Consider the following 18,884-nt stretch of genomic DNA (forward strand, 5'->3'; position numbering starts at 1 on the left):
CGATCTACAAATCCGGCGACTAACCGTACCAATCGATGTGATTGGTTGTAGCTATACGTTCGTTTCGTACACCTAAGTTTGGGCGAACGCATCCTTTGACGGCGACAGGCAGGATCATGTATTTGGGAAAAGGTATCGGACGGAGCGGGCCGTTTCACCCGGCGTCCATGTCGCCGATCGCTTCGACAAAGCTTGATAGGTGCTTCTGGCGCATGCAAGGCAACCCAAACTTCTGTTTGATGTCTCGATCAGGAAGAGAGCGGTAAGACTTGCGCGCCCTGGCAACGATCAGAGCATCACAACAAATTAAAGTCGGAGATCACGACATGCTTAGGCTGCTGAGGGAAGCAACCGGACTGATAGCATTCGTTCGCACGGTTCAGGCAGGCTCCTTCAGTGCGGCTGCCCGCAGCCTCGGAGCGACGCCATCGTCAATTTCAAAAAGCATCTCGCGTTTGGAACGCCTGCTGGGCGTGCATCTGTTCCGCCGCTCGACCCGACTTCTGGCAATGACGCAGGAAGGCGAAGCCTTCTACGACAAGATAATGCCGTTGCTCGAGCAGATCGACAGTTCCGCAGAGACGGTTCAGTCTTATCGGGCGCCCGCAGGTCATCTGCGTGCCAGTCTGCCCAGCGAACTCGGCCGGATGATTCTGGAACCGATATTCACCGAGTTCGTCCCGATGTACCCCGAGATTTCGTTGTCTGTTGGCATGACGGACCGGCACGTCGATCTCCTGAGGGAAAACTATGACGTGGCGTTCAGGGTCGGCCAGGTCGAGCAGACAGGCCTGATGTGCAAGACACTCTCGCACCTCGACATGACGCTCGTCGCATCGCCTTCCTTTCTCCGCAAGCATGGAGATATCGAGAGCCTTGGCCAACTGAAGAACATACCATTCGCCCGATATGTCGCAGATGGCAAACCCTATCCCATCGGCTTCGTTGACGGCGGCAGCATCTTGCCGTCAGGCCGGATCGACCTGGATTCAGCCACGGCCATCCGCGATGCGGCGCTGAGCGGCGTCGGTGCAGCACATCTGATAAAGCGGACGGTCCAGGACGATATTGATCGGGGTCTTCTTATCGAGCTCCTTCCGCACGTGAAATTGCAAACCGTTCCGTTCCAGGCTGTGCATGCATCAGGCAGATTGCCGAGCTTCCGACTGCAGCTGTTTACCGACTTCGTCGCAACGTTGATGCGATCCTCGGCAAGGGAATAGCCTGACCGTGATAGCTGCCAATAGCGAGCAGAACTGTACGAGCGCTCGCGCATGAGAGGGAAAACCGGAGCCTTCATCGGCTCCGACAAAGGCGTTAGCGCGCCGGCGGCGGAGTGGCCGTCTTTACCCACTCCGAAAAGCCAACTGCGCCGAGCCGCACACCGGCGGCAGGCATCAGGGTCGTGTCGTCTAGAAGAGCGCCGAAGTATCGCGTCTTGTTGTCAACGACGATCTCCCGGTTGTCTCCGATCTGCCGGAGGTATTTCGTGACGGCATCTGCGATCTTGATGGGCTCCGGGCCTGCAATTTCAACGATGGCATTGCGAGGTTGGCCAAGCACCAGATCGGCGAGAGCGTCAGCCACGTCATCCGACAAGATCGGCTGCATCATGGCGGGCGAGAGATGAACTTTTTCACCCTCGGTCCCAGATTGGGCGATGCCGAACATGAACTCGAAAAATTGCGTCGAGTGAACCAGCGTGTAAGGAATTTTCGCTTCCTTGATAATCTTTTCCTGGGCCAGTTTCGCCCGAAAATAGCCGCTCGCCTGAAGACGTTCGGTTCCAACGACCGAAAGCGCGACGTGATGCTTCACGCCGGCGACTTCTTCAGCGGCCATCAGGTTGCGGCCGGATGTCTGGAAGAATTCCATGACCGCGTTGTCTTCAAAGGACGGCGAGTTTGCAACGTCCACCACGACTTGCGCTCCGGCCAATGTCTTCTCCAGCCCCTCGCCGGTGATTGTATTCACTCCGGATGCTGGCGATGCGGCAATGACTTCATGCCCCTTCCCCTGAAGGCGCTTGACCAATTTCGAGCCGATGAGGCCGGTTCCACCGATAACGACGATCTTCATAGTTCGCTCCTTGAGTATGAGAATTCCAGCTGGAAAGCGCACCAGTCGATCCGGTGCGCCGCGTTAATTACTTCAGGTCTGCTTTGTCGAGGCCGAGCATGGCATCGGACGAGCCCGGTACTGACTTGAACGCGGCATTTACGCGGGTCCACGCGTTCGCCGACATGACAGCAAAAGTGAGATCGGAGATTTCCTTCTCGCTGAGATGCGAACGAACGCGTTCATAGATTTCGTCGGGAACGCCGAGATCCGGCAGTTTCGTCACGATTTCCGCCCATGCGAGGGCTGCGCGCTCCCGTGGTGCAAAAAGCGTGGATTCACGCCAAGATGCCACGTGGTAGAGGCGCAGTTCACGCTCGCCCTGGATCTTCGCCTGCTTGATGTGCATGTCGAGGCAATAGGTGCAGTTGTTGAGCTGCGCGATGCGAACGTTGACCAGGTTGCGAATGGATTCCTCGACGGAGTTTTCCTTGGTCGCCGTCACGAATTCCATGAACTTCTTCATGAGATTGGGCGATTCCTTCGCGAAATTAATGCGCCGTGTCATTGTGTAGTTCCTATATTTGATCCGTCGGTCCACTGGTGTGACTGTCGGCAGATGCAAATCTAGGGAATTACGATTGGGCTCATAGCTAACCATAGGTTTGGGGGGCGTGTGCGGCTTGTCGGCTTCTCAGTTCCGTCGAACTTGCTCGACCTTCCGAACGAGATCCGCGAGCGAGCGAGCCTGCATCTTGCGCATGAGGCTCATGCGATGGAGCTTCACGGTCATTTCGCTGATACCGAGCTGATACGCGACCTGTTTGTTCATCAGCCCGCTGACGACCGCAAACATCACCTCCAATTCGCGGGGCGTGAGGGTGTCGACCAATGCTTGGATTCGATTCCGTTCCGCGTCCACCTTGCGTCGTTCGGAATCGAGCTTGATGGCTCGATCCACCGCATCAAGGAGATCCTGATCGGCGAAAGGTTTGATGATGAAATCCATCGCCCCCGCCTTCATTGCCTTTACACTCGTCAGGATGTCCGCATGACCTGTCAGAAAGATCACGGGAAGACGACTACCGGCCTTCGACAGACGTTCTTGAAGATCCAGGCCAGTTCCTCCCGGCATTCGGAAATCGAGTACGAGGCAACCTGGCGCACAGATATCAGCCGTTTCCAAAAACTCGGGACCGTTGGAAAATGCCGTCGCCCGCTTGTTGGTCACCATGAACAGATCAAGCAACGCTTCTCGCATCGCCTCGTCGTCGTCAACGACGTACACAATCGGCTCGGCAGCGTCTTCCATCTTGGGTTGAGTGTGTTGCATCAGATTGCCCTCAACTTTTATCGCGCAACGGCCCGTATACACTTGAGATATGCGTTGTCCGACCGACGGTTCAAACCCGCACGCACAGCGAAGGTTATGACGGCTTGTCTTGCCGTTGAAGCAATATTTAACACGGATGAGGGAGCTCGTGACCGTACACCTTGGTCTATGCGGTCCTATACCCTGCGGCATGTTCTTCACTGTCACGTGGGTCGTGGAAACCGGACCTTGAGCTAATGGATAAAGTACAGGGATTGGAGGCTAGATTGCAACAATCGGGGGTCAACCCATAACTTCGTTTAGTCGAACGCCCGGGCCAAAGGCCTATCATCCACTCGTCATGCATCGGATGGAGTTCGAGATGAAAGTAGCGGTAATCGGCGCGAGCGGCGCCATGGGTTCCAGGATCGTCGGCAGACTGCAAGAGGACGGACACGATGTCGTGGCTGCATCGAAGAAAACAGGGGTCGATGCCTTGACCGGTGAGGGTCTGGAAAAGGCACTGGAAGGTGCCGATGTGGTGATCGACGTTACAAATTCCGGCTCGTTCGGAGATGGCGATGCCCTGACGTTCTTCAGGCAATCGGGGAAGAACCTGCTCGCTGCAGCCAAGACGTCCGGGGTCCGGCATTATCTGGCGCTCTCCGTCGTTGGAACGGACCGTATGGTTGAGAATGATTACTTCCGCGCCAAACTCGTCCAGGAAAACCTGATCCGGTCCTCCGGATTGCCTTACACGATCGTCCGTTCCACCCAATTCTTCGAGTTCTTCAGCGGTATCGTGAACGCTGCGGCGGTCAACGGAGATTTACGCCTGCCGGCGATCGCCGTACGTCCGGTCTCAGCAGACGAAGCGGCAAACTGGATCACCAAGCTGGCGGTGGCCGTGCCGCAAAACACCGTCGTCGAACTTGGTGGACCGCAATCCATCGAACTCGCCGATCTGGCCCGCGAATTGCTCACTGCCACCGCGGACAATCGCCCGGTCAGTCTCGACAAGGACGCACTATACTTCGGTGTAGCATTATCTCCTGACGGGCTTTTGCCCATGAAGCAAACCATCTCTGGCAAGTTGTCTTTCCACGAGTGGCTTACCAAGAGCATTGCCGGTTAGAGAGTAACCGCAGCTTCCGTTCGGTTAGATGATGTAAAGGGCGGTGCAAATTGCATCGTCCTTTCCATCATCGATTTCGTGATTTCAGGAGACGATCCCTTTTGCCTTTGGTAGAGGAGCCAATCGTTGACCGCGAGCGCAGGCCCAGCCAGTTGCGGCAATGCCGAAAAGTGCCGGCAAGCTCACGGCAGGAAAATCGCGCAGGATGACAGAGGCCGAACATATCCCGACCGCAACTTCCCAGAGATGAAAGATGGCGTGTGCGATCAGCCAGAGAGTTGCAGCTCCCCAAAGCTCGATTCGACGGCCCGGCTTGAACCAGCCGATTGCGAAGGCCAGAGCGATGAAACCCTGAATGATGCCGATATCTCGAATGAAATGCTGATTGTAGAGGCCCGTATTGGTTACGCCAGGGACGAAATAATACCATCCTTCCGGATCATAGAGCATGTATACCGAGAGCCAGGCGGCGAGCAGTATGTTAAACCATATCATGGCAAGGACGGGGTATCTGAGGGGTTCCATTCTTCTCTCCTGCTTTCGACAGTCATCAGGGTAACACCGAGAGTTAGGCGAGGCTTCCCAAACCAAGGTTTAGGAGATCCGACCCGGATTGGCCGGAGCGTCGCCCGGCCACCTTTAACCAGGGAGAGGCGGCGCGCGCGCCGAAGTCACGCCACGCGATATGGAAGATCGTTTGGGAAACCGCCGGCGTCGGGTGTCCGACACCGGCCCCCCTGCTACAAAGAATTACTTCTCCGAAGCGGCTTGCTCGATGAGCTTTGCGACTTCGCCGGGATGAGAGATCATGACGACATGTGACCCACCTTTAACGACAACTGTTTTCCTGGAGTTTGCGCGATCGGCCATCCACTGCAGCGCATGTGGCGGAATATTCCTATCGGCATCTCCGTGGATGAACCAGGATGGTATTACCTTCCATGCCGCTTTCGGAGCGGGCTCAGCCAATGCCGCATCGGTGATAGGCCGCTGGGTCGCAGCCATGAGCTTCGCCTCCGCCAACGGAACGTCGGCTGCAAATTGCGCCGGGAATTTCCGTTGATCAATATAAAGGTCCTTGCCCTCCCCGTCGGCGAGCGTGACCGCCTCACCCAGAGCCGAGGCGAGTGTGCTGCCCGGGAATTTACCCGAGAGGTCCGCCGCCGATTCCCCGATTTCCGGAGCGAATGCGGCCACGAAAACCAGTGCTTGAACGTTTTCCATGCCGGCGGCGGCATCACTGATTACAGAGCCGCCGTAGGAATGCCCGACAAGGACAATTGGCGCCTTGATGTCCTTCACGGCTCGCCGGACATAATCCCCGTCGCGCTTGACGCCACGGAGCGGGTTGGCCACCGCTAGGACCGGATATCCATGCTTTTCCAAATGCGAAATGACCTGGTTCCAGCTCGACGAATCGGCGAACGCCCCGTGAACCAGGACGATCGTCGGTTTGTTCGATTGTGTGAAGCCCGGCATTGCCGACGTGGTGTAGAGCGCCACCGCCAAAGCCAGTTTTGCGATCTTGTGCATTCCCTTGTCCTTCTAATTTTGCCGGAGGATGTGTTTTCGCCGCTCGAGTTGCCCACATTCTAATGCGGCGGTGGCCATCAGGCGCATTCCCTGAGGCTAGGCGTGATTTGGGTTGGTTTTTCCGGATGCTTCAACCCAAACCTAGGTATGGGCGCCCCCCGCTGACGGCAGGTGTGGACAGAGCAACAGCGCGCGCGGGAGGGGCGAACGCTGTCCAGGGACCGCACATTCATCCGGAAATGACCCGTCCAGTCACCAGCGTTGCTCGACCGGGCTGCTTAGGAAGACGCGCCTTCCACAACCCCTGATTGGCAAGAGGCGCCGACCCGCATTCGATGGAATTCGGCACCACGGCTTCAAACCTGAAGCCTTTGAAGTGAAGCCGAGCGGCACCGATCAATGACTGCTTACCACTTTGTGCGGAGGCGGTCGGTTGCCGAGAAGGGTTCAGCAACCGACCTCGGTGTCATCAGGTGAGCGACATTCCACCATCCACGTGCAGTTCGATGCCGTTCACAAACGTTCCAGTGGCCGCCAGGAATAGGGCTGCACGCGCCAGTTCCTCAGGACGCCCCAGCCTGCCCGCTGGGATAAGCTCCGACATCTGTTGCTCGAACGCGGGACGTTCAGCCTCACCTATGCCAAGTTTGCCAAGAATCTCCGTCTCGACTGGGCCAGGGCTCAGGATGTTCACCCGGATCTTGCGATCCTTGAATTCAAGCGCCCAATTGCGTGCGAAGGCCGCAAGCGCGGCCTTCGATCCCGCGTATACTGTGTGCTGCGGCAGGATTTTCGTCGCTGCGAGCGAGCTCGTGACGATGATGTTTCCGCCTTCGCGGATGAGAGGAGCCAACGTCTGGACTCCAAAGAAGACGCCACGCGTATTGGTGGCGAAATGGCGGTCATATTCTTCTTCCGTCACCATGGAAGAAGGCAGGAGGTTTATCACGCCGGCATTTGCCATATAAATGTCGATTGCGCCGAACTGGTCGCGAACTCTTGCGGCGAGGCGCCGGTGATCGGCGATGTCGGCAGCATCGCCACAAAAACCGGTGGCACCGTTGCCGATCTCATCGACAGCCGCGTCCACAACGTTTTGCCGCCTGCCGGTAATCACGACTTTGGCCCCTTCACTGGCGAACAGCCGAGCGGTTTCCTTGCCGATACCACTGTTACCGCCGGTGATGATGGCTACCTTGTCTTGAAGCATTTTCATTTTTTGATCTCCGTGTTTGCGTGCCAGAGATAGATCTTGTCTGGGCCCGCGATTAGCGGCCCCCTGGGAACAAGATGTGTTCCCGGCAACGGGTAATGCGCATTGTCTGGCAGGTGCGCGCATCCCCGGCGCCTGTCGGCTCGTGGCAACAGCGCCGGTCAAAGCACTGAGCCTCGCCATCTCGGTGTCGACGTTGTCGCCCACAAGCGAGCCGGCGGTCGTCGTTGGTTGCTCTCATCCGCCGCGGCACCGCATTCAGGTCGCGCGGCTGCTGACCCGGAAGAGACGATGCCATGGGCGTTCTGGAGCGCATATTCGTTTGTTCGGGCATTCAGGTTCGCGGAATGGACGCTCTGCTCGCAAAGCTGACCTGGAGTAGCGCTTGCCGCGAACCGATACGAAAGCCCAATGGCTGTCATGAGCGTTGCACGGACGCACTGAAGGGCAATTGCCGCCGAAAAGGAAAGCTTCCTCTAAGCATCGCGTATGACGCTTCCGTTGCAAGGCCGGATTGGGTTGGGTTAGGGCCAACCGTCATATATAGCGCGATTGCGAGCCGATTAGTCTGCTCGCAATCGCAAGGCGCACGCCGGCACATAGGCTGGCGTCGCACCTGGCAGCGTTCGATTGGGTTCAAACGCGGTGGTCATTTCTGTAAGCGTCAGCTCAGCAACTGTCAGTAATCCCAGAAAATCGGCACCCAACGGAAGGCGTCCCCGTCAACCGCCACGCGGCCAACGGACGGGAACGGCAGGTGCGTGGCCACCAGCTGTTCGCCGGTCTCCGCCAACTCCGTCAACAGACGGACCCGGACGCGGGCCGCCTCCTCGGGGTCGTGTTCGAAACCGTTGTGCCAGTCCGGATGGTCGAACCCGACCGCGAACACAGCATCGCCGGCGAACGTCAGTCGGTCGCCGCCAGACGCCAGGCGGACTACGCTGTGCCCGGGGGTGTGGCCACCGGTGCGAATGGCAACCACCCCCGGCGCCACCTCATGTTGCTCGTCGAACAGCCGCAGCTGTTTACGGTACTCATTCGCGAACTTTTTCGCAGCCGCTCGAAGCGCGTCCGGGAACCCCGGCGGCATGGAGACCTGGGTGAAGTCGGGCGATTCCCAGAATTTGACCTCGGCAGCGGCCACGTGGATGCGCAGGTCCGGACGTAGCCGGTCTTTCACCCCGTCGACGAGCAACCCGCCAACGTGGTCCATGTGCATGTGGGTGAGTACCACGTCGGTAACGGATGCAAGATCGATGCCGGCCGCCTCCAACCGTTTGACCAGTTGGCCGGCCCGTGGGAGGTTCAAGTCGGGGTCCAAGCCCAACCCAGCGTCGATGAGTATGGTTTGACTGCCGCTGCGTACTACGACCACATTCAGTGACCAGTCGAAAGCGTCCTGCGGAAGAAACATGTCGTCCAGCCAGGCCGCCCGCACCGCCGGGTCAGCGTTGTGTCCCAACATCTTGGTTGGAAGCGGCAGCACCCCATCGCTGACCACCAGCACTTCAATCTCGCCGATCCGCAGCGCATAGCGCGATGGAACCAGCTCTTCGGGAACCGGCCTGCCGGTATTAACGGTGTTGTCCAAGCTCATTTTTGTCTCCTTTGACCAATCGTACGGAGTGCGGCTTCTGCCTGCGACATGGTGCACTCCTGTTTTGAGTGACCGAGACGGGTCGATCACGAGCCACGACATCGACGCTATGTTGAAGCGTGTTGGCGGTCGAGCCAAACCAATGGATAGGGTAGCCGTGCTCTCAATGGGCGTCGGCGAGGCATGGCTATATCCCCCGCACTCTCAAACATACATGTCAAAACAGCGGGTTAGCACTTGAGTGGCGGCGGTTTGCAGCTGCAGGCGACAAGCCGCAGAAACGACAGTTGCAACGCCATTTCCTGCTTCCATCCCGCGGCAACACATGGCGCGCCAGCGGCACCAGCTCGCTCTTAAGAAACGGAAGCGTTCTGGAGGTCTGCGGGCTTGAAGCCTAGAAGCGTGCCGAGCGCCGAGCGTCTCTCGACGAGATCCGCCAGCGTATACTTGTCGAAAACCGCCACAAAGGCCGCAGTGGCTTCCGAAAGAACGATCGGCAAGGTGCAGGCCGGTGCGATACGACAGCCTTCGCAATCGATTAGGTCCGTCAAGCCCTCGGTGTGGCGAAGCAGAGCTCCCAGATTGATTTCGTTTGCAGGGCGGGCAAGCCTTATGCCCCCGTTGCGGCCGCGCACGGACACCAGGAAGTGTGCGTTTGCAAGGTCCTGAACCACCTTCATCATGTGGTTTTGTGAGACCGAGAATGTATCCGATATTTCGCGGATCGAGCTAAGCCCCGATGACCGTGAGCCCAGATAGATCATCAATCGCATGGCGTAGTCGGTGTATTTCGTGAGCTTCATCGGGGGTCTGCGTCAAAAAGTCCAATCCAAAAACATGCATTTCGTTAGCATCTTTTCTCTCGAGCGAATAGATGCATTTCAGATACATCTTTAAGGCAAAAGCGATGAGTACCGACGCGATAACCGAAGCAGACATCCGGATGGTCGTGGAACGCTTTTACGGAGAAGTTCGGGTTGATCAGCTCCTCAACGAAGCATTCACCGCCATAACCGAATGGGACGATCATCTCGAACGCATGACGGCGTTCTGGAGTTCGATGATGCTGTCGACAGGGCGTTACAAGGGAAGCCCAGTTGCAATGCATCTGATCCACCTGAAACACATTCGGCCGGAAATGTTCGAGCGCTGGTTGGCACTTTGGGAGAAGGTCACGTCAGACGCACTCAAGCCCGAAGTAGCGACAGAGATCCAGCGAAGGGCCGCTAGAATAGCCGCGCGTTTGTCGGCTGCCTTGTTTGGAGCAGAGCGCCCAGATTGTAAGACCTTGGCCCCCCAGATCTCCTGCCGACCGTATAGAAGCACGCCCGTCTTCAACGAGGCCACAATCCCCGGACCACTGCTGAAATGCCATCAGCTTCGATCCGGGACCTGGGTCAAGCTCAGCGTGATCGAGGGCAGTCTGATCTATCACCGTGATACGCAGCCGGCGATCAACGCAGGCGCTGACGCCACAATCATTATCCCGCCGGACGTTGCTCATCATCTGCAGATCGTGGGCCCGGTAAAATGCCAGCTGCACTTCTACGATCACCAGCCCAGCCCCCTGTGACACATCGTACCGAAAGGAAAGACCATGCCGAAACCCCTCTCATCCCAGACAGTCCAAATTGTAAAGGCGAGCGTCCCGGCGCTCGCCGCGCACGGCACGAACATTACAAAAAGCATGTATGCCCGCATGTTCCGAGACGATCATATTCGGGAGCTGTTCAATCACGCCAACCAGGGTGAAGGTGGCTCGCAAGTCAACGCGCTCGCCGCGGCCATTCTGGCCTATGCGCAGAACATCGATAACCTTGGCGTGCTCGGCCCTGTGGTTGAGCGCATTGCTCACAAGCATATTGGCTATCATATCCTGCCGGACCACTACCCCTATGTCGCAAAGGCACTGCTTGCCGCCATCGAGGACGTGCTCGGAAGCGCGGCAACACCTGAACTCCTGGATGCCTGGGGCGAGGCCTACTGGTTCCTGGCGGATGTTCTTCAGGAACGCGAGGCTGAAATACGCGATGAGCTTGTGAAGAAATCCGGCGGCTGGAACGGCTGGAGAGATTTCGTCATCACCTCAAAAGTTCGCGAAAGTGAGGTTGTCACATCATTCGTCTTGGAGCCCAAGGACGGCGGTCGCATCTTGAGGCACAAACCCGGCCAATACCTCACATTGCGCTTCAAGCTTCAGAGTGGCCTGGAGATCAAGCGGAACTATTCAATCTCCAGCGGCCCGAGCGACAGTTCCTACCGGATTTCTGTCAAGCGGGAAGCGGATGGACAAGGTGGATCGCGCCATCTTCACGATACGGCGACGGTCGGTACGGTCTTGAGCGTCACGCCTCCGGCGGGTGACTTCTATCTTCCGGAAATCCCTCGGGCACCGGTCGTCTTGTTGTCGGGCGGCGTCGGGCTGACACCCATGGTCAGCATTCTGGAGACAATCGTCGAAGAGCATCCGAACCTCGAAGCTCACTTCGTCCACGGCGCGTTGAACAGCACTACTCACGCCATGGATCAGCATGTCCGCAAGCTCGCCAACGCTCACGGCAACATCAAAATCAGCAGTTTCTATAGTGATCCCCGCAGCGAAGATGCGGCCGGCTTGTCTCACGACTTTGATGGCTTCATCACGGCGGAATGGCTTCGGGAGAACACACCTGTTCACGAGGCCGAATACTACCTCTGTGGACCCAAACCGTTCCTTCGTGCCCTCGTCCCGGCTCTTGTCAGGGAAGGCGTTTCAAGCGAGCGGGTGCACTACGAGTTCTTCGGGCCATCGGACGAACTTCTTGCCGCCTGAGCGGCCGAAGGTAATCTCTCAGAAAAGTGCCTCATGGTACTCCTTCTGATAGCTTTTCCACGATGGAGTGGCTCTCGTTAGAGCCGGCGCCAGAGCCTGCTGCGGCCATTGCCGCGGCTGGCAGCGTGAAAATGAACCTCGCGCCGCGGGGTTCATTTTGCTCCGCCCATAGCTTTCCGCCATGGGCTTCCACGATGGAGCGACAGATAGCCAAACCCATGCCCATCCCTCTTTCCTTTGTCGTGAAAAACGGGTCGAATATCCGCTCCGGAAACTCAATACCTCCACCTCGATCAATAACCTCGGTGAAGACCTCATCGTCCTTGCGATAGACCCGAATTTCAAGCAGCCTGTCATCCGGCGCCGACACCATTGCATCCAAGCCGTTTTGAACAAGGTTCATCAGGACCTGCTGGATCTGCACGCGATCGAATGCCACCAGTTGCTGGCTGCTCTCGATCTCAACCTGAACGCGGATACGCTGCCTGGAGGCTTCAGCCGCCACAAGATCGGCCACCTCGTCAATGATGCCCTCCAGCGAGGTAGCGTCGCGAACATCCATGGAATGCTGGAAAAGGGCGCGGATCCGTCGCACGACCTCCGCGGCTGAATTCGCGCTGCGAATGATGCGCACGGCCGATTTTCTTGCTCGCTCCACGTTTGGTGGGTCCGCGTCAAGCCAGCGCACGCAAGCATCCGTCGAGTTGACGATGGCCGAGAGCGGCTGGCTGACTTCGTGTGCGATGGACGCTGACAACTCGGCCAGACTGGCCGCCTGGGCCGCGCGTGCCAGTCCCTCTTGTGCCATGCGCAGATTCTCTTGGGCCTTAACCTCCCCGTCTATATCCAGGTAGATGACATTCCATTGGATGATCGCGCCCGAGGCATCGCGCATTGGAGCTGCTCGGGTCTCTACCCAACGGTATTCACCGTCGAACCGGCGAAGACGATGTCGGCGCGCGTAAGGTTCGCCCGATGCGAGGCAACGCGCATATTGCTGCTTGACGCCCTCGACGTCATCGGGATGAACCCCGGCATCCAGTGTCCCCTCAAGCCGGGATTTTCCGGAACCATCAAGCGCCTGCAATTCGTAGCCGAGGAACTCTCTCAGGCCTTGCCCGCGGAATATTGGCTCCCCATCGGGGGCGGCGCAGTCGATCATGAGCGGCAGGGTTTCTACCAATTGCCAGAGAAAGCGCTCCCTCTCCCTCAAGGCTGCCTCGGCCTGCACCTGGTCGTCGATATCCAGAAGCACACCGTACCATTGCAGAATGGAGCCGTCCTCATCGCGGAAAGGCTCCGAACGGCCCTCCACCCATCGGTACGTCCCGTCAGCGCGTCGCATTCGGTACCGCATAACGAACGCCTGACCGGTGCGCCGACACTTGGCCAAATGATCACGGACAGCCACCAGATCGTCGGGATGGACCTGTTGCCGACGCGCGACCTCCCCTCTTGGCTCATCCGGGGAATCGAAGTCCTCGAGATCAAAGCCAATGAAATCCCTTAGCCTCTTGTTGACGTAGGTTGGATCTCCCTCGGTGTTCGAACACCAGATCTGCGCAGGTACCGCATCGACCAGGCGCCGAAGCTGCCGCTCACTGTCGCGCATTGCCTCCTGTGCGCGCACCTCGTCGTCGATATCGAGCGAGATGACGAGCCATTGCACGATCTTTCCGTCGTCATCGCGCAACGCCTCCGCACGCCCATCAACCCAACGATAAGCTCCATCCGCCCGCCGCATGCGATACTTCATGGAATATGGCTCGCCGGTCACCAGCGAGTTTCTGACGGCATCAAACAGGCGCGTTGCGTCCTCGGGATGCACGAGAGAGTGAATCGCCGCGCTCAGACGACTTATGCCCGGCCGGTCCAGTTGATTTACGTCACTCAAACCAAAGAAATCGAGTAGTCGGCGGTTAAAGAAAATCGGCTGACCCTCTGGGGTCAGTCGCCTGATCTGCACGGGCACAAGGTCGACCAACTGCGAAAGTTCACGTTCGCGTTCCCGCAAAGTCTCAACACTCCGACGCAATGTGACAAGTGCCAGTTGGTGCTGCCTAGAGATCGCTGCCACGACCAACGCAGAAAACGCAGAGATGCCCAGAAACAGCTGCAGCATGATTTGTTTGTGTTGTTGAGATTCGGCGTCGCCCGCAAACTGGCTTGTGCCGGAAATCGTGAAGGCCGCAGTGATGAGCGCGAGGAAAGACAGGGCGAGAACTGTACCCTTGAATTCGAAACGGACCGCGACCCAGAGAAGCGGCGGCATGATGATGTATGCGTAGGGCAGAAAGCCGCTCAAGGAAAGAGCGGCGATTCCAAGAAACACCAGCGCCAGAGCGCAGACCTCGGTCCAGCGCGCCGCGAGAAATTCACTCTTTCCACGCCAATTCTGGAACACCACAAGAGCCAGGGGTGCGATGATGGCAACCCCGGTGGCATCGCCGATCCACCATAGCGGCCAAGCTGTGGCAAAGGCTTGGATGTCAAACCAAGCAAGCGTCGCGCTACCTACCGTTGCACTCAAGATTGGTGCGACACTGGCACCCAGTACAAGCAGCGCCAGTACCTCGCGCAAAGTCTCTAGCCGAACCGGTTCGCCGCAAAATCGCTTTAAAAGCCATGCGCCGAACGCAGCTTCGCAAGCGTTTCCAACGTAGATCAGGGTCGCGACGGTAATGGAATTGTGAAACCAGGCGAGATTTCCAAGAAGTTCGCCTGCGAGCCCCACCAGTATCCACCAGGGCCAACTGCGTTGCGAGGCAAGGACAAGGGTCGCAAGGAACAAGCCGCTCGGCGGCCAGATTGATATTCCTGTCCCAGGAATGATTGCAAGAAGGTGGGCAAACCCGCTGCCCGCAACGTAGGCCGCGACAAACAGCCCCGCGTGGAGCGCTTGGGGGCGATGTGATCGGACGCTCATCAAGACCTGTTCCTGTCGAAGTCGAACCGGATTATGCATTCAACGGCATCAACGCTGCGGGTGCGAGCGCGTTTTGGCATACCCCGGCGATCCCCTGCTTGGCCGCGGCATCGGTCTTCTTTCCCGAGCCGGTCCGCTCAACACCTATCGGGCATATCTACACGGAAGCCAATGATAAAAAGCCGGCTGCAGGCACGACAGGTCTTCTTCGCCTGGGCCCAGGCGCGTTTCTTCCGGAAGACTTGCTCCGCATCGGCGCAGACTGGACGACACCGCAAAGCCTCCGGCGGGCTATGAGAAAGCGGCGATCGCTGCGGATATCGAGAAGCTCGTGAAAGTGCTCAAACTCGGCCCGCCCATCAATCTGGCCGGCCACGGCATGGGCGCATACGCCTACGCGGCTCAGTATCGCGAGGAAGTGACGACGCTGACGATCCTCGACGTACCTCTGCCCGGCATAGAGCGATGGAGCGCGCTGTTAGAGAGGACTCGCTGCCCTCTAGCTTTCGAACGCGTTGATTGCGGGTTTCGGAAAAGTCCGGACAGGGTTTCCGGTAATCTCCGGACACCGTTGGAATGCACCCCTCAACTGAGACATATTAAGTAGCGGACAGTTTCTCGAATACAGGAACTGGAAATGGTTGGAAGAAAGCCGAGATTTAGCGAAGAAGAGAAGCTCTCCATGCTCGTGCGGATGCACAACGGGGAGAACGTCAGCCGTCTGGCCGACGAACTGGGTATTCACCGTCAACGCTTGTATGCTTGGCGTGAGCAGCTACGAACGTGCGGCAATCTAACGCCGGCCCGGCAGGGACGGCCAAAGAAACAGCCCCCGCCCGAGGCACCGCCGGATCCCCAAACCCTGGCGGCGAGCTTTGCAGTATCGGCTGAACAGCGTCGTGCGGATGCATTGGCCAAAGCCCGTCGCCGCATTGTCGAACTTGAACGCAAGATTGGCCAGCAACAGGTTGAACTCGATTTTTTTCAAGAAGCCTTGCGGCATGTCAGGGGCAGTCAACAGCAGAAAGACGCGCCTGGAGGGGCGGCGTCTTCGAAGTCATCCAGAAAATGACAGCCCGCATGCCGCAAGGCTCGACAGGAATCGAACAGATGTGCCGTCTGGCTGGTGTTAGCCGGGCGGGGTACTACCGGTACTGGCAGCAATCAGCGCCGCGTCAGGAAGAAACCGGTCTACGAGATGTCATCCAAAGGCTGGCCTTGGCCAATCGGCATTATGGATATCGCCGGATTGGCGCTCTTCTGGGCCGGGAGGGCTGGCAGGCGAACCACAAACGTGTGTTGCGTTTGATGGGAGAAGACAATCTCTTATGTTTGCGCAATCGGCCGTTCGTACCCCGGACCACCGATTCCAAGCATAGCTGGCGCGTCGTCCCAAACCTGGCTCGGGGGATGGAACTGACAGGGATTAACCAGCTTTGGGTCGCAGACATCACCTATCTGCACCTTGCCGAGCAGTTCGCTTATTTGGCGGTTGTGCTCGATGCCTTCAGCCGCAAGGTCATCGGGTGGGCACTGGAACTCCACTTGCGGGCCAGCCTTGCAGTCGACGCCCTGAAAATGGCGATCTCCGCACGCGCTCCAATCGCGGGCAGTTTAATTCACCACTCGGACAGGGGAGTGCAATACGCTTGCAGCAGCTATTCTGACATCCTCCACGCGCATGGGATCCAGCCGAGTATGAGCCGGGTGGGCAATCCGTATGACAATGCGCGTGCGGAGAGCTTCATGAAAACCTTGAAGCAGGAAGAAGTTGCAGGATTGGCTTATCGCGATGCCTCGGACGCCCGGCGACGTATCGCCAGCTTCATTGAAGACGTTTACAATCGGCAACGATTGCATTCAGCGCTCGATTACCTCACCCCGGAGGAATACGAACAGTCCTTATCGTCGTCGCACGCAAGTGCCGTACCTGAACTCACAAGCCGGCAATTGTCCTGCAATTTCTATGTCTCACTGTAAGGGTGCATTCCACCGTTTTCAGTAATTCCCGGACAGTGATTCCGCTAAATCCCGGACAGTTTTCCGGCGGCGGTTTGRCGGTTGGTTCGCGGCTGCGCCGTCTTGTTGGTTAAGCCTCTCACGACAACGTTGAGAGGGGCCGATGSCGAGACGGAAGCAAGCAAGACGAACGACAGTGAGGGATATCCGGACSATTCTGCGCCTGACCCACGAAGAGGGTCTTTCGGTGCGCGAGATTGCCGAGCGGCTGAAGATCGGCAAGAGCTCGGTATCGACCTATTTGCTKCGAGCTCGGGAGGCCGGGCTTTCGTGGCCGTTGCCAGTCGGCGCGGACGAGGATGCAAAGCTGGAGCGGCGGCTGTTCGGCCGAGCCGGTCGACCGCCNCGAGCTCGGGAGGCCGGGCTTTCGTGGCCGTTGCCAGTCGGCGCGGACGAGGATGCAAAGCTGGAGCGGCGGCTGTTCGGCCGAGCCGGTCGACCGCCGCGCGATCTCRGCGAGCCGGACTGGGCGGTGGTGGTTCGGGAGCTGAAGCGCAAAGGGGTGACGCTGACGCTTCTATGGCAGGAATACCGTGCCAACCATCCCGATGGTTACGGCTTCACRTGGTTCTGCGAGCAGGTTGCCGCCTTTMGGCAGCGCACGAGTGTAGCGTTCCGCAATCGGCACGCGGCGGGCGCCGTGATGCAGACSGACTATGCCGGGCCGACGRTGCCGGTGATCGATCCGGCGACCGGTGTCATCCATCCGGCCCAAATCTTTGTCGCGGTGCTGGGCGCCTCCAACCTGACCTTCGCCCATGCCAGCTTTAGCCAGCAGTTGCCGGATTGGATCGACGGCCAGGTGCGTGCTCTGACCTTCTATGGTGGGGTCACCAAGGCAATYGTGTGCGACAACCTCAAATCRGGGGTGGCCAAGSCCCTTTGGTTCGAGCCGACGTTGACTGCGACGTTCGCCGCCATGGCGGAGCATTACGACACCACGATCCTGCCGACACGCAGCAGGAAACCGCGCGACAAAGGCCGGGTCGAAGGCGCGGTGCTGATYGTGGAACGCTGGATTCTGGCCCGGCTCAGGAACCGCACCTTCTTCTCGCTTGCCGCCCTCAACACGGCGCGGGCAGCATTGAAGCCTTTGCCGGTGATGCCGTTCGAATATGCGGAATGGAAGTCGGCGAAGGTTCACCCGGACTATCATGTCGAGGTCGACAAGATCTTCTACTCGGTGCCGCATCGGCTGATCGGATGCACCCTGCAGGTGCGGCTCACCCACCGGGTGGTCGAGATCTTCCACGATCACCAGCGTGTCGCCAGCCATGTTCGCCGCTCCCAGCGTTCCGGCCACGTGACCATCAATGACCATATGCCCAAGGCRCATCAGCGCTATGCCAACACCACGCCGGCCAATCTGATCGGCCGTGCGACCCAGATCGGCCCCAATGCCGCCATCCTGGTCGAACGCATGATGCGCGACAGGCCACATCCGGAACAGGGATATCGCTCGGCCATGGGCATTCTGTCGCTGGCGCCGCGCTATGGATCACAGCGCCTCGATGCCGCCTGTGAGCGGGCGCTCACCATCAATGCCGTCACCTATTCCTCCGTCGCCTCCATCCTCAAATCCGGCCTCGACCGGGAAAGACCGCAGGCTGAACATGCGGCCCCCACGCCTGCGCATACCAATATCCGTGGCCGATCCTACTAYCAGTGAAGGAAGCAAGAATGCTGACAAAYCCCACCCTCGACCAGATGCAGGCCCTCGGGCTGACGGGCATGGCCGCCGCCTGGCGCGAATTGACCGAGCAGTCCGGCACCAATGAGCTCAGCCGCGATGAGTGGCTCGGCCTGATGCTCGACCGCGAAGTCGCCCTGCGCGCCGACAAGCGCATCCGTAACCGGCTCGCCTCCGCCAAACTACGCTTTCCCCAAGCCTGTATCGAAGATATCGACTTCGCCGCCGCCCGCGGTCTCGACCGGCGCAACACCATGGCGCTGGCCCAGGGGCAATGGCTCACCGCCCATGAGGGCCTGATCATCACCGGCCACACCGGCACCGGCAAGTCCTGGTTGGCCTGCGCCTTCGGCAGGCAAGCGGCAAGGCTCGGTCACTCCGTCCTCTATGTGCGCGTGCCGCGCATGTTCGAGGATCTCGCGCTTGCCCGCCTCGATGGCTCTTTCCCTCGCCTTATCGACAAGCTCACCCGCGTCCAGCTCCTCATTCTCGATGACTTTGGAACACATGCGCTCTCCGATCAGCAGCGCTTCCACCTCTTCGAAATCGTCGAGGAGCGCTATCAGAGAAAATCCACCCTGATCACAGC

17 protein-coding genes and 1 pseudogene are annotated in these 18,884 nt (G+C 58.6%); 9 read left to right on the top strand and 9 right to left on the bottom strand.

Annotation, left to right across the window (positions count from 1 at the left end; translation table 11 throughout):
• Positions 1–326 precede the first annotated feature (326 nt).
• The gene (locus tag ASD03_RS35020; RefSeq protein ID WP_057209113.1) at positions 327–1,223 is read left to right on the top strand and encodes a LysR family transcriptional regulator; all 897 of its coding nucleotides are present in this window, start codon (positions 327–329) and stop codon (positions 1,221–1,223) included.
• Positions 1,224–1,317: 94 nt separating this feature from the next.
• Here the strand turns inward: ASD03_RS35020 and ASD03_RS35025 are convergent, their stop codons facing one another.
• The 3 genes from ASD03_RS35025 to ASD03_RS35035 form a co-directional block, all read right to left on the bottom strand.
• Positions 1,318–2,079, bottom strand: coding sequence for an SDR family oxidoreductase (locus ASD03_RS35025; protein ID WP_057209115.1), 762 nt, complete (start codon positions 2,077–2,079; stop codon positions 1,318–1,320).
• A 67-nt stretch (positions 2,080–2,146) separates the two neighbouring features.
• Positions 2,147–2,626, bottom strand: coding sequence for a carboxymuconolactone decarboxylase family protein (locus ASD03_RS35030; RefSeq protein WP_057209118.1), 480 nt, complete (start codon positions 2,624–2,626; stop codon positions 2,147–2,149).
• Positions 2,627–2,752: 126 nt separating this feature from the next.
• Positions 2,753–3,391, bottom strand: a complete 639-nt coding sequence (locus ASD03_RS35035; RefSeq protein WP_057209121.1) for a response regulator — start codon at positions 3,389–3,391, stop codon at positions 2,753–2,755.
• Between the two features lie 349 nt (positions 3,392–3,740).
• Between ASD03_RS35035 and ASD03_RS35040 the strand changes: the two genes are divergently transcribed.
• On the top strand, positions 3,741–4,505 hold the full coding sequence (locus ASD03_RS35040) for an NAD(P)H-binding protein (protein WP_244494734.1): 765 nt from the start codon (positions 3,741–3,743) through the stop codon (positions 4,503–4,505).
• An 84-nt stretch (positions 4,506–4,589) separates the two neighbouring features.
• Here ASD03_RS35040 and ASD03_RS35045 read toward each other — a convergent pair whose 3' ends face one another.
• From ASD03_RS35045 to ASD03_RS35065, 5 genes are all read right to left on the bottom strand, one after another.
• On the bottom strand, positions 4,590–4,955 hold the full coding sequence (locus tag ASD03_RS35045) for a hypothetical protein (protein WP_244494735.1): 366 nt from the start codon (positions 4,953–4,955) through the stop codon (positions 4,590–4,592).
• A 300-nt stretch (positions 4,956–5,255) separates the two neighbouring features.
• Entirely contained in the window at positions 5,256–5,984 is a 729-nt protein-coding gene (locus tag ASD03_RS35050) for an alpha/beta hydrolase (RefSeq protein ID WP_244494742.1), read from the bottom strand.
• A 523-nt stretch (positions 5,985–6,507) separates the two neighbouring features.
• Positions 6,508–7,254, bottom strand: a complete 747-nt coding sequence (locus ASD03_RS35055; RefSeq protein WP_057209130.1) for an SDR family oxidoreductase — start codon at positions 7,252–7,254, stop codon at positions 6,508–6,510.
• A gap of 676 nt (positions 7,255–7,930) precedes the next feature.
• Positions 7,931–8,848, bottom strand: a complete 918-nt coding sequence (locus ASD03_RS35060) for an MBL fold metallo-hydrolase (protein ID WP_057209133.1) — start codon at positions 8,846–8,848, stop codon at positions 7,931–7,933.
• A 353-nt stretch (positions 8,849–9,201) separates the two neighbouring features.
• Positions 9,202–9,651: an Rrf2 family transcriptional regulator gene (locus tag ASD03_RS35065; protein ID WP_057209136.1), complete on the bottom strand. Its 450-nt coding sequence runs from the start codon at positions 9,649–9,651 to the stop codon at positions 9,202–9,204.
• Positions 9,652–9,722: 71 nt separating this feature from the next.
• On the opposite strand from ASD03_RS35065, the gene ASD03_RS39825 reads away from it, so the two are divergent.
• Entirely contained in the window at positions 9,723–10,421 is a 699-nt protein-coding gene (locus ASD03_RS39825) for a DUF1971 domain-containing protein (RefSeq protein ID WP_057218634.1), read from the top strand.
• Between the two features lie 24 nt (positions 10,422–10,445).
• Entirely contained in the window at positions 10,446–11,660 is a 1,215-nt protein-coding gene (gene hmpA / locus ASD03_RS35075) for an NO-inducible flavohemoprotein (RefSeq protein ID WP_057209141.1), read from the top strand.
• Between the two features lie 31 nt (positions 11,661–11,691).
• Here the strand turns inward: hmpA and ASD03_RS35080 are convergent, their stop codons facing one another.
• Entirely contained in the window at positions 11,692–14,589 is a 2,898-nt protein-coding gene (locus tag ASD03_RS35080; protein WP_082557483.1) for an MASE1 domain-containing protein, read from the bottom strand.
• Between the two features lie 634 nt (positions 14,590–15,223).
• On the opposite strand from ASD03_RS35080, the gene ASD03_RS35085 reads away from it, so the two are divergent.
• From ASD03_RS35085 to istB, 5 genes and pseudogenes are all read left to right on the top strand, one after another.
• Positions 15,224–15,658, top strand: a complete 435-nt coding sequence (locus ASD03_RS35085) for a transposase (protein ID WP_057218636.1) — start codon at positions 15,224–15,226, stop codon at positions 15,656–15,658.
• Positions 15,655–16,566, top strand: coding sequence for an IS3 family transposase (locus tag ASD03_RS35090; protein ID WP_082557484.1), 912 nt, complete (start codon positions 15,655–15,657; stop codon positions 16,564–16,566). Before ASD03_RS35085 ends, ASD03_RS35090 begins: the two co-directional genes overlap by 4 nt.
• Positions 16,567–16,708: 142 nt before the next feature.
• Positions 16,709–16,950, top strand: a 242-nt coding sequence (locus tag ASD03_RS40980; protein WP_244494736.1) for a sigma factor-like helix-turn-helix DNA-binding protein, incomplete at its 3' end; no start/stop codon positions are given.
• 1 nt (position 16,951) lies between these two features.
• Positions 16,952–18,274 (top strand): annotated as a pseudogene (gene istA, locus ASD03_RS35095) (IS21 family transposase); the annotation flags it as partial.
• Between the two features lie 11 nt (positions 18,275–18,285).
• Positions 18,286–18,884: IS21-like element ISRsp2 family helper ATPase IstB (gene istB, locus ASD03_RS35100; RefSeq protein WP_057218701.1), on the top strand; the 599-nt coding region annotated here is incomplete at its 3' end.

Source organism: Ensifer sp. Root127 (assembly GCF_001425225.1).
GTDB classification, from domain to species: Bacteria; Pseudomonadota; Alphaproteobacteria; order Rhizobiales; family Rhizobiaceae; genus Ensifer; species Ensifer canadensis.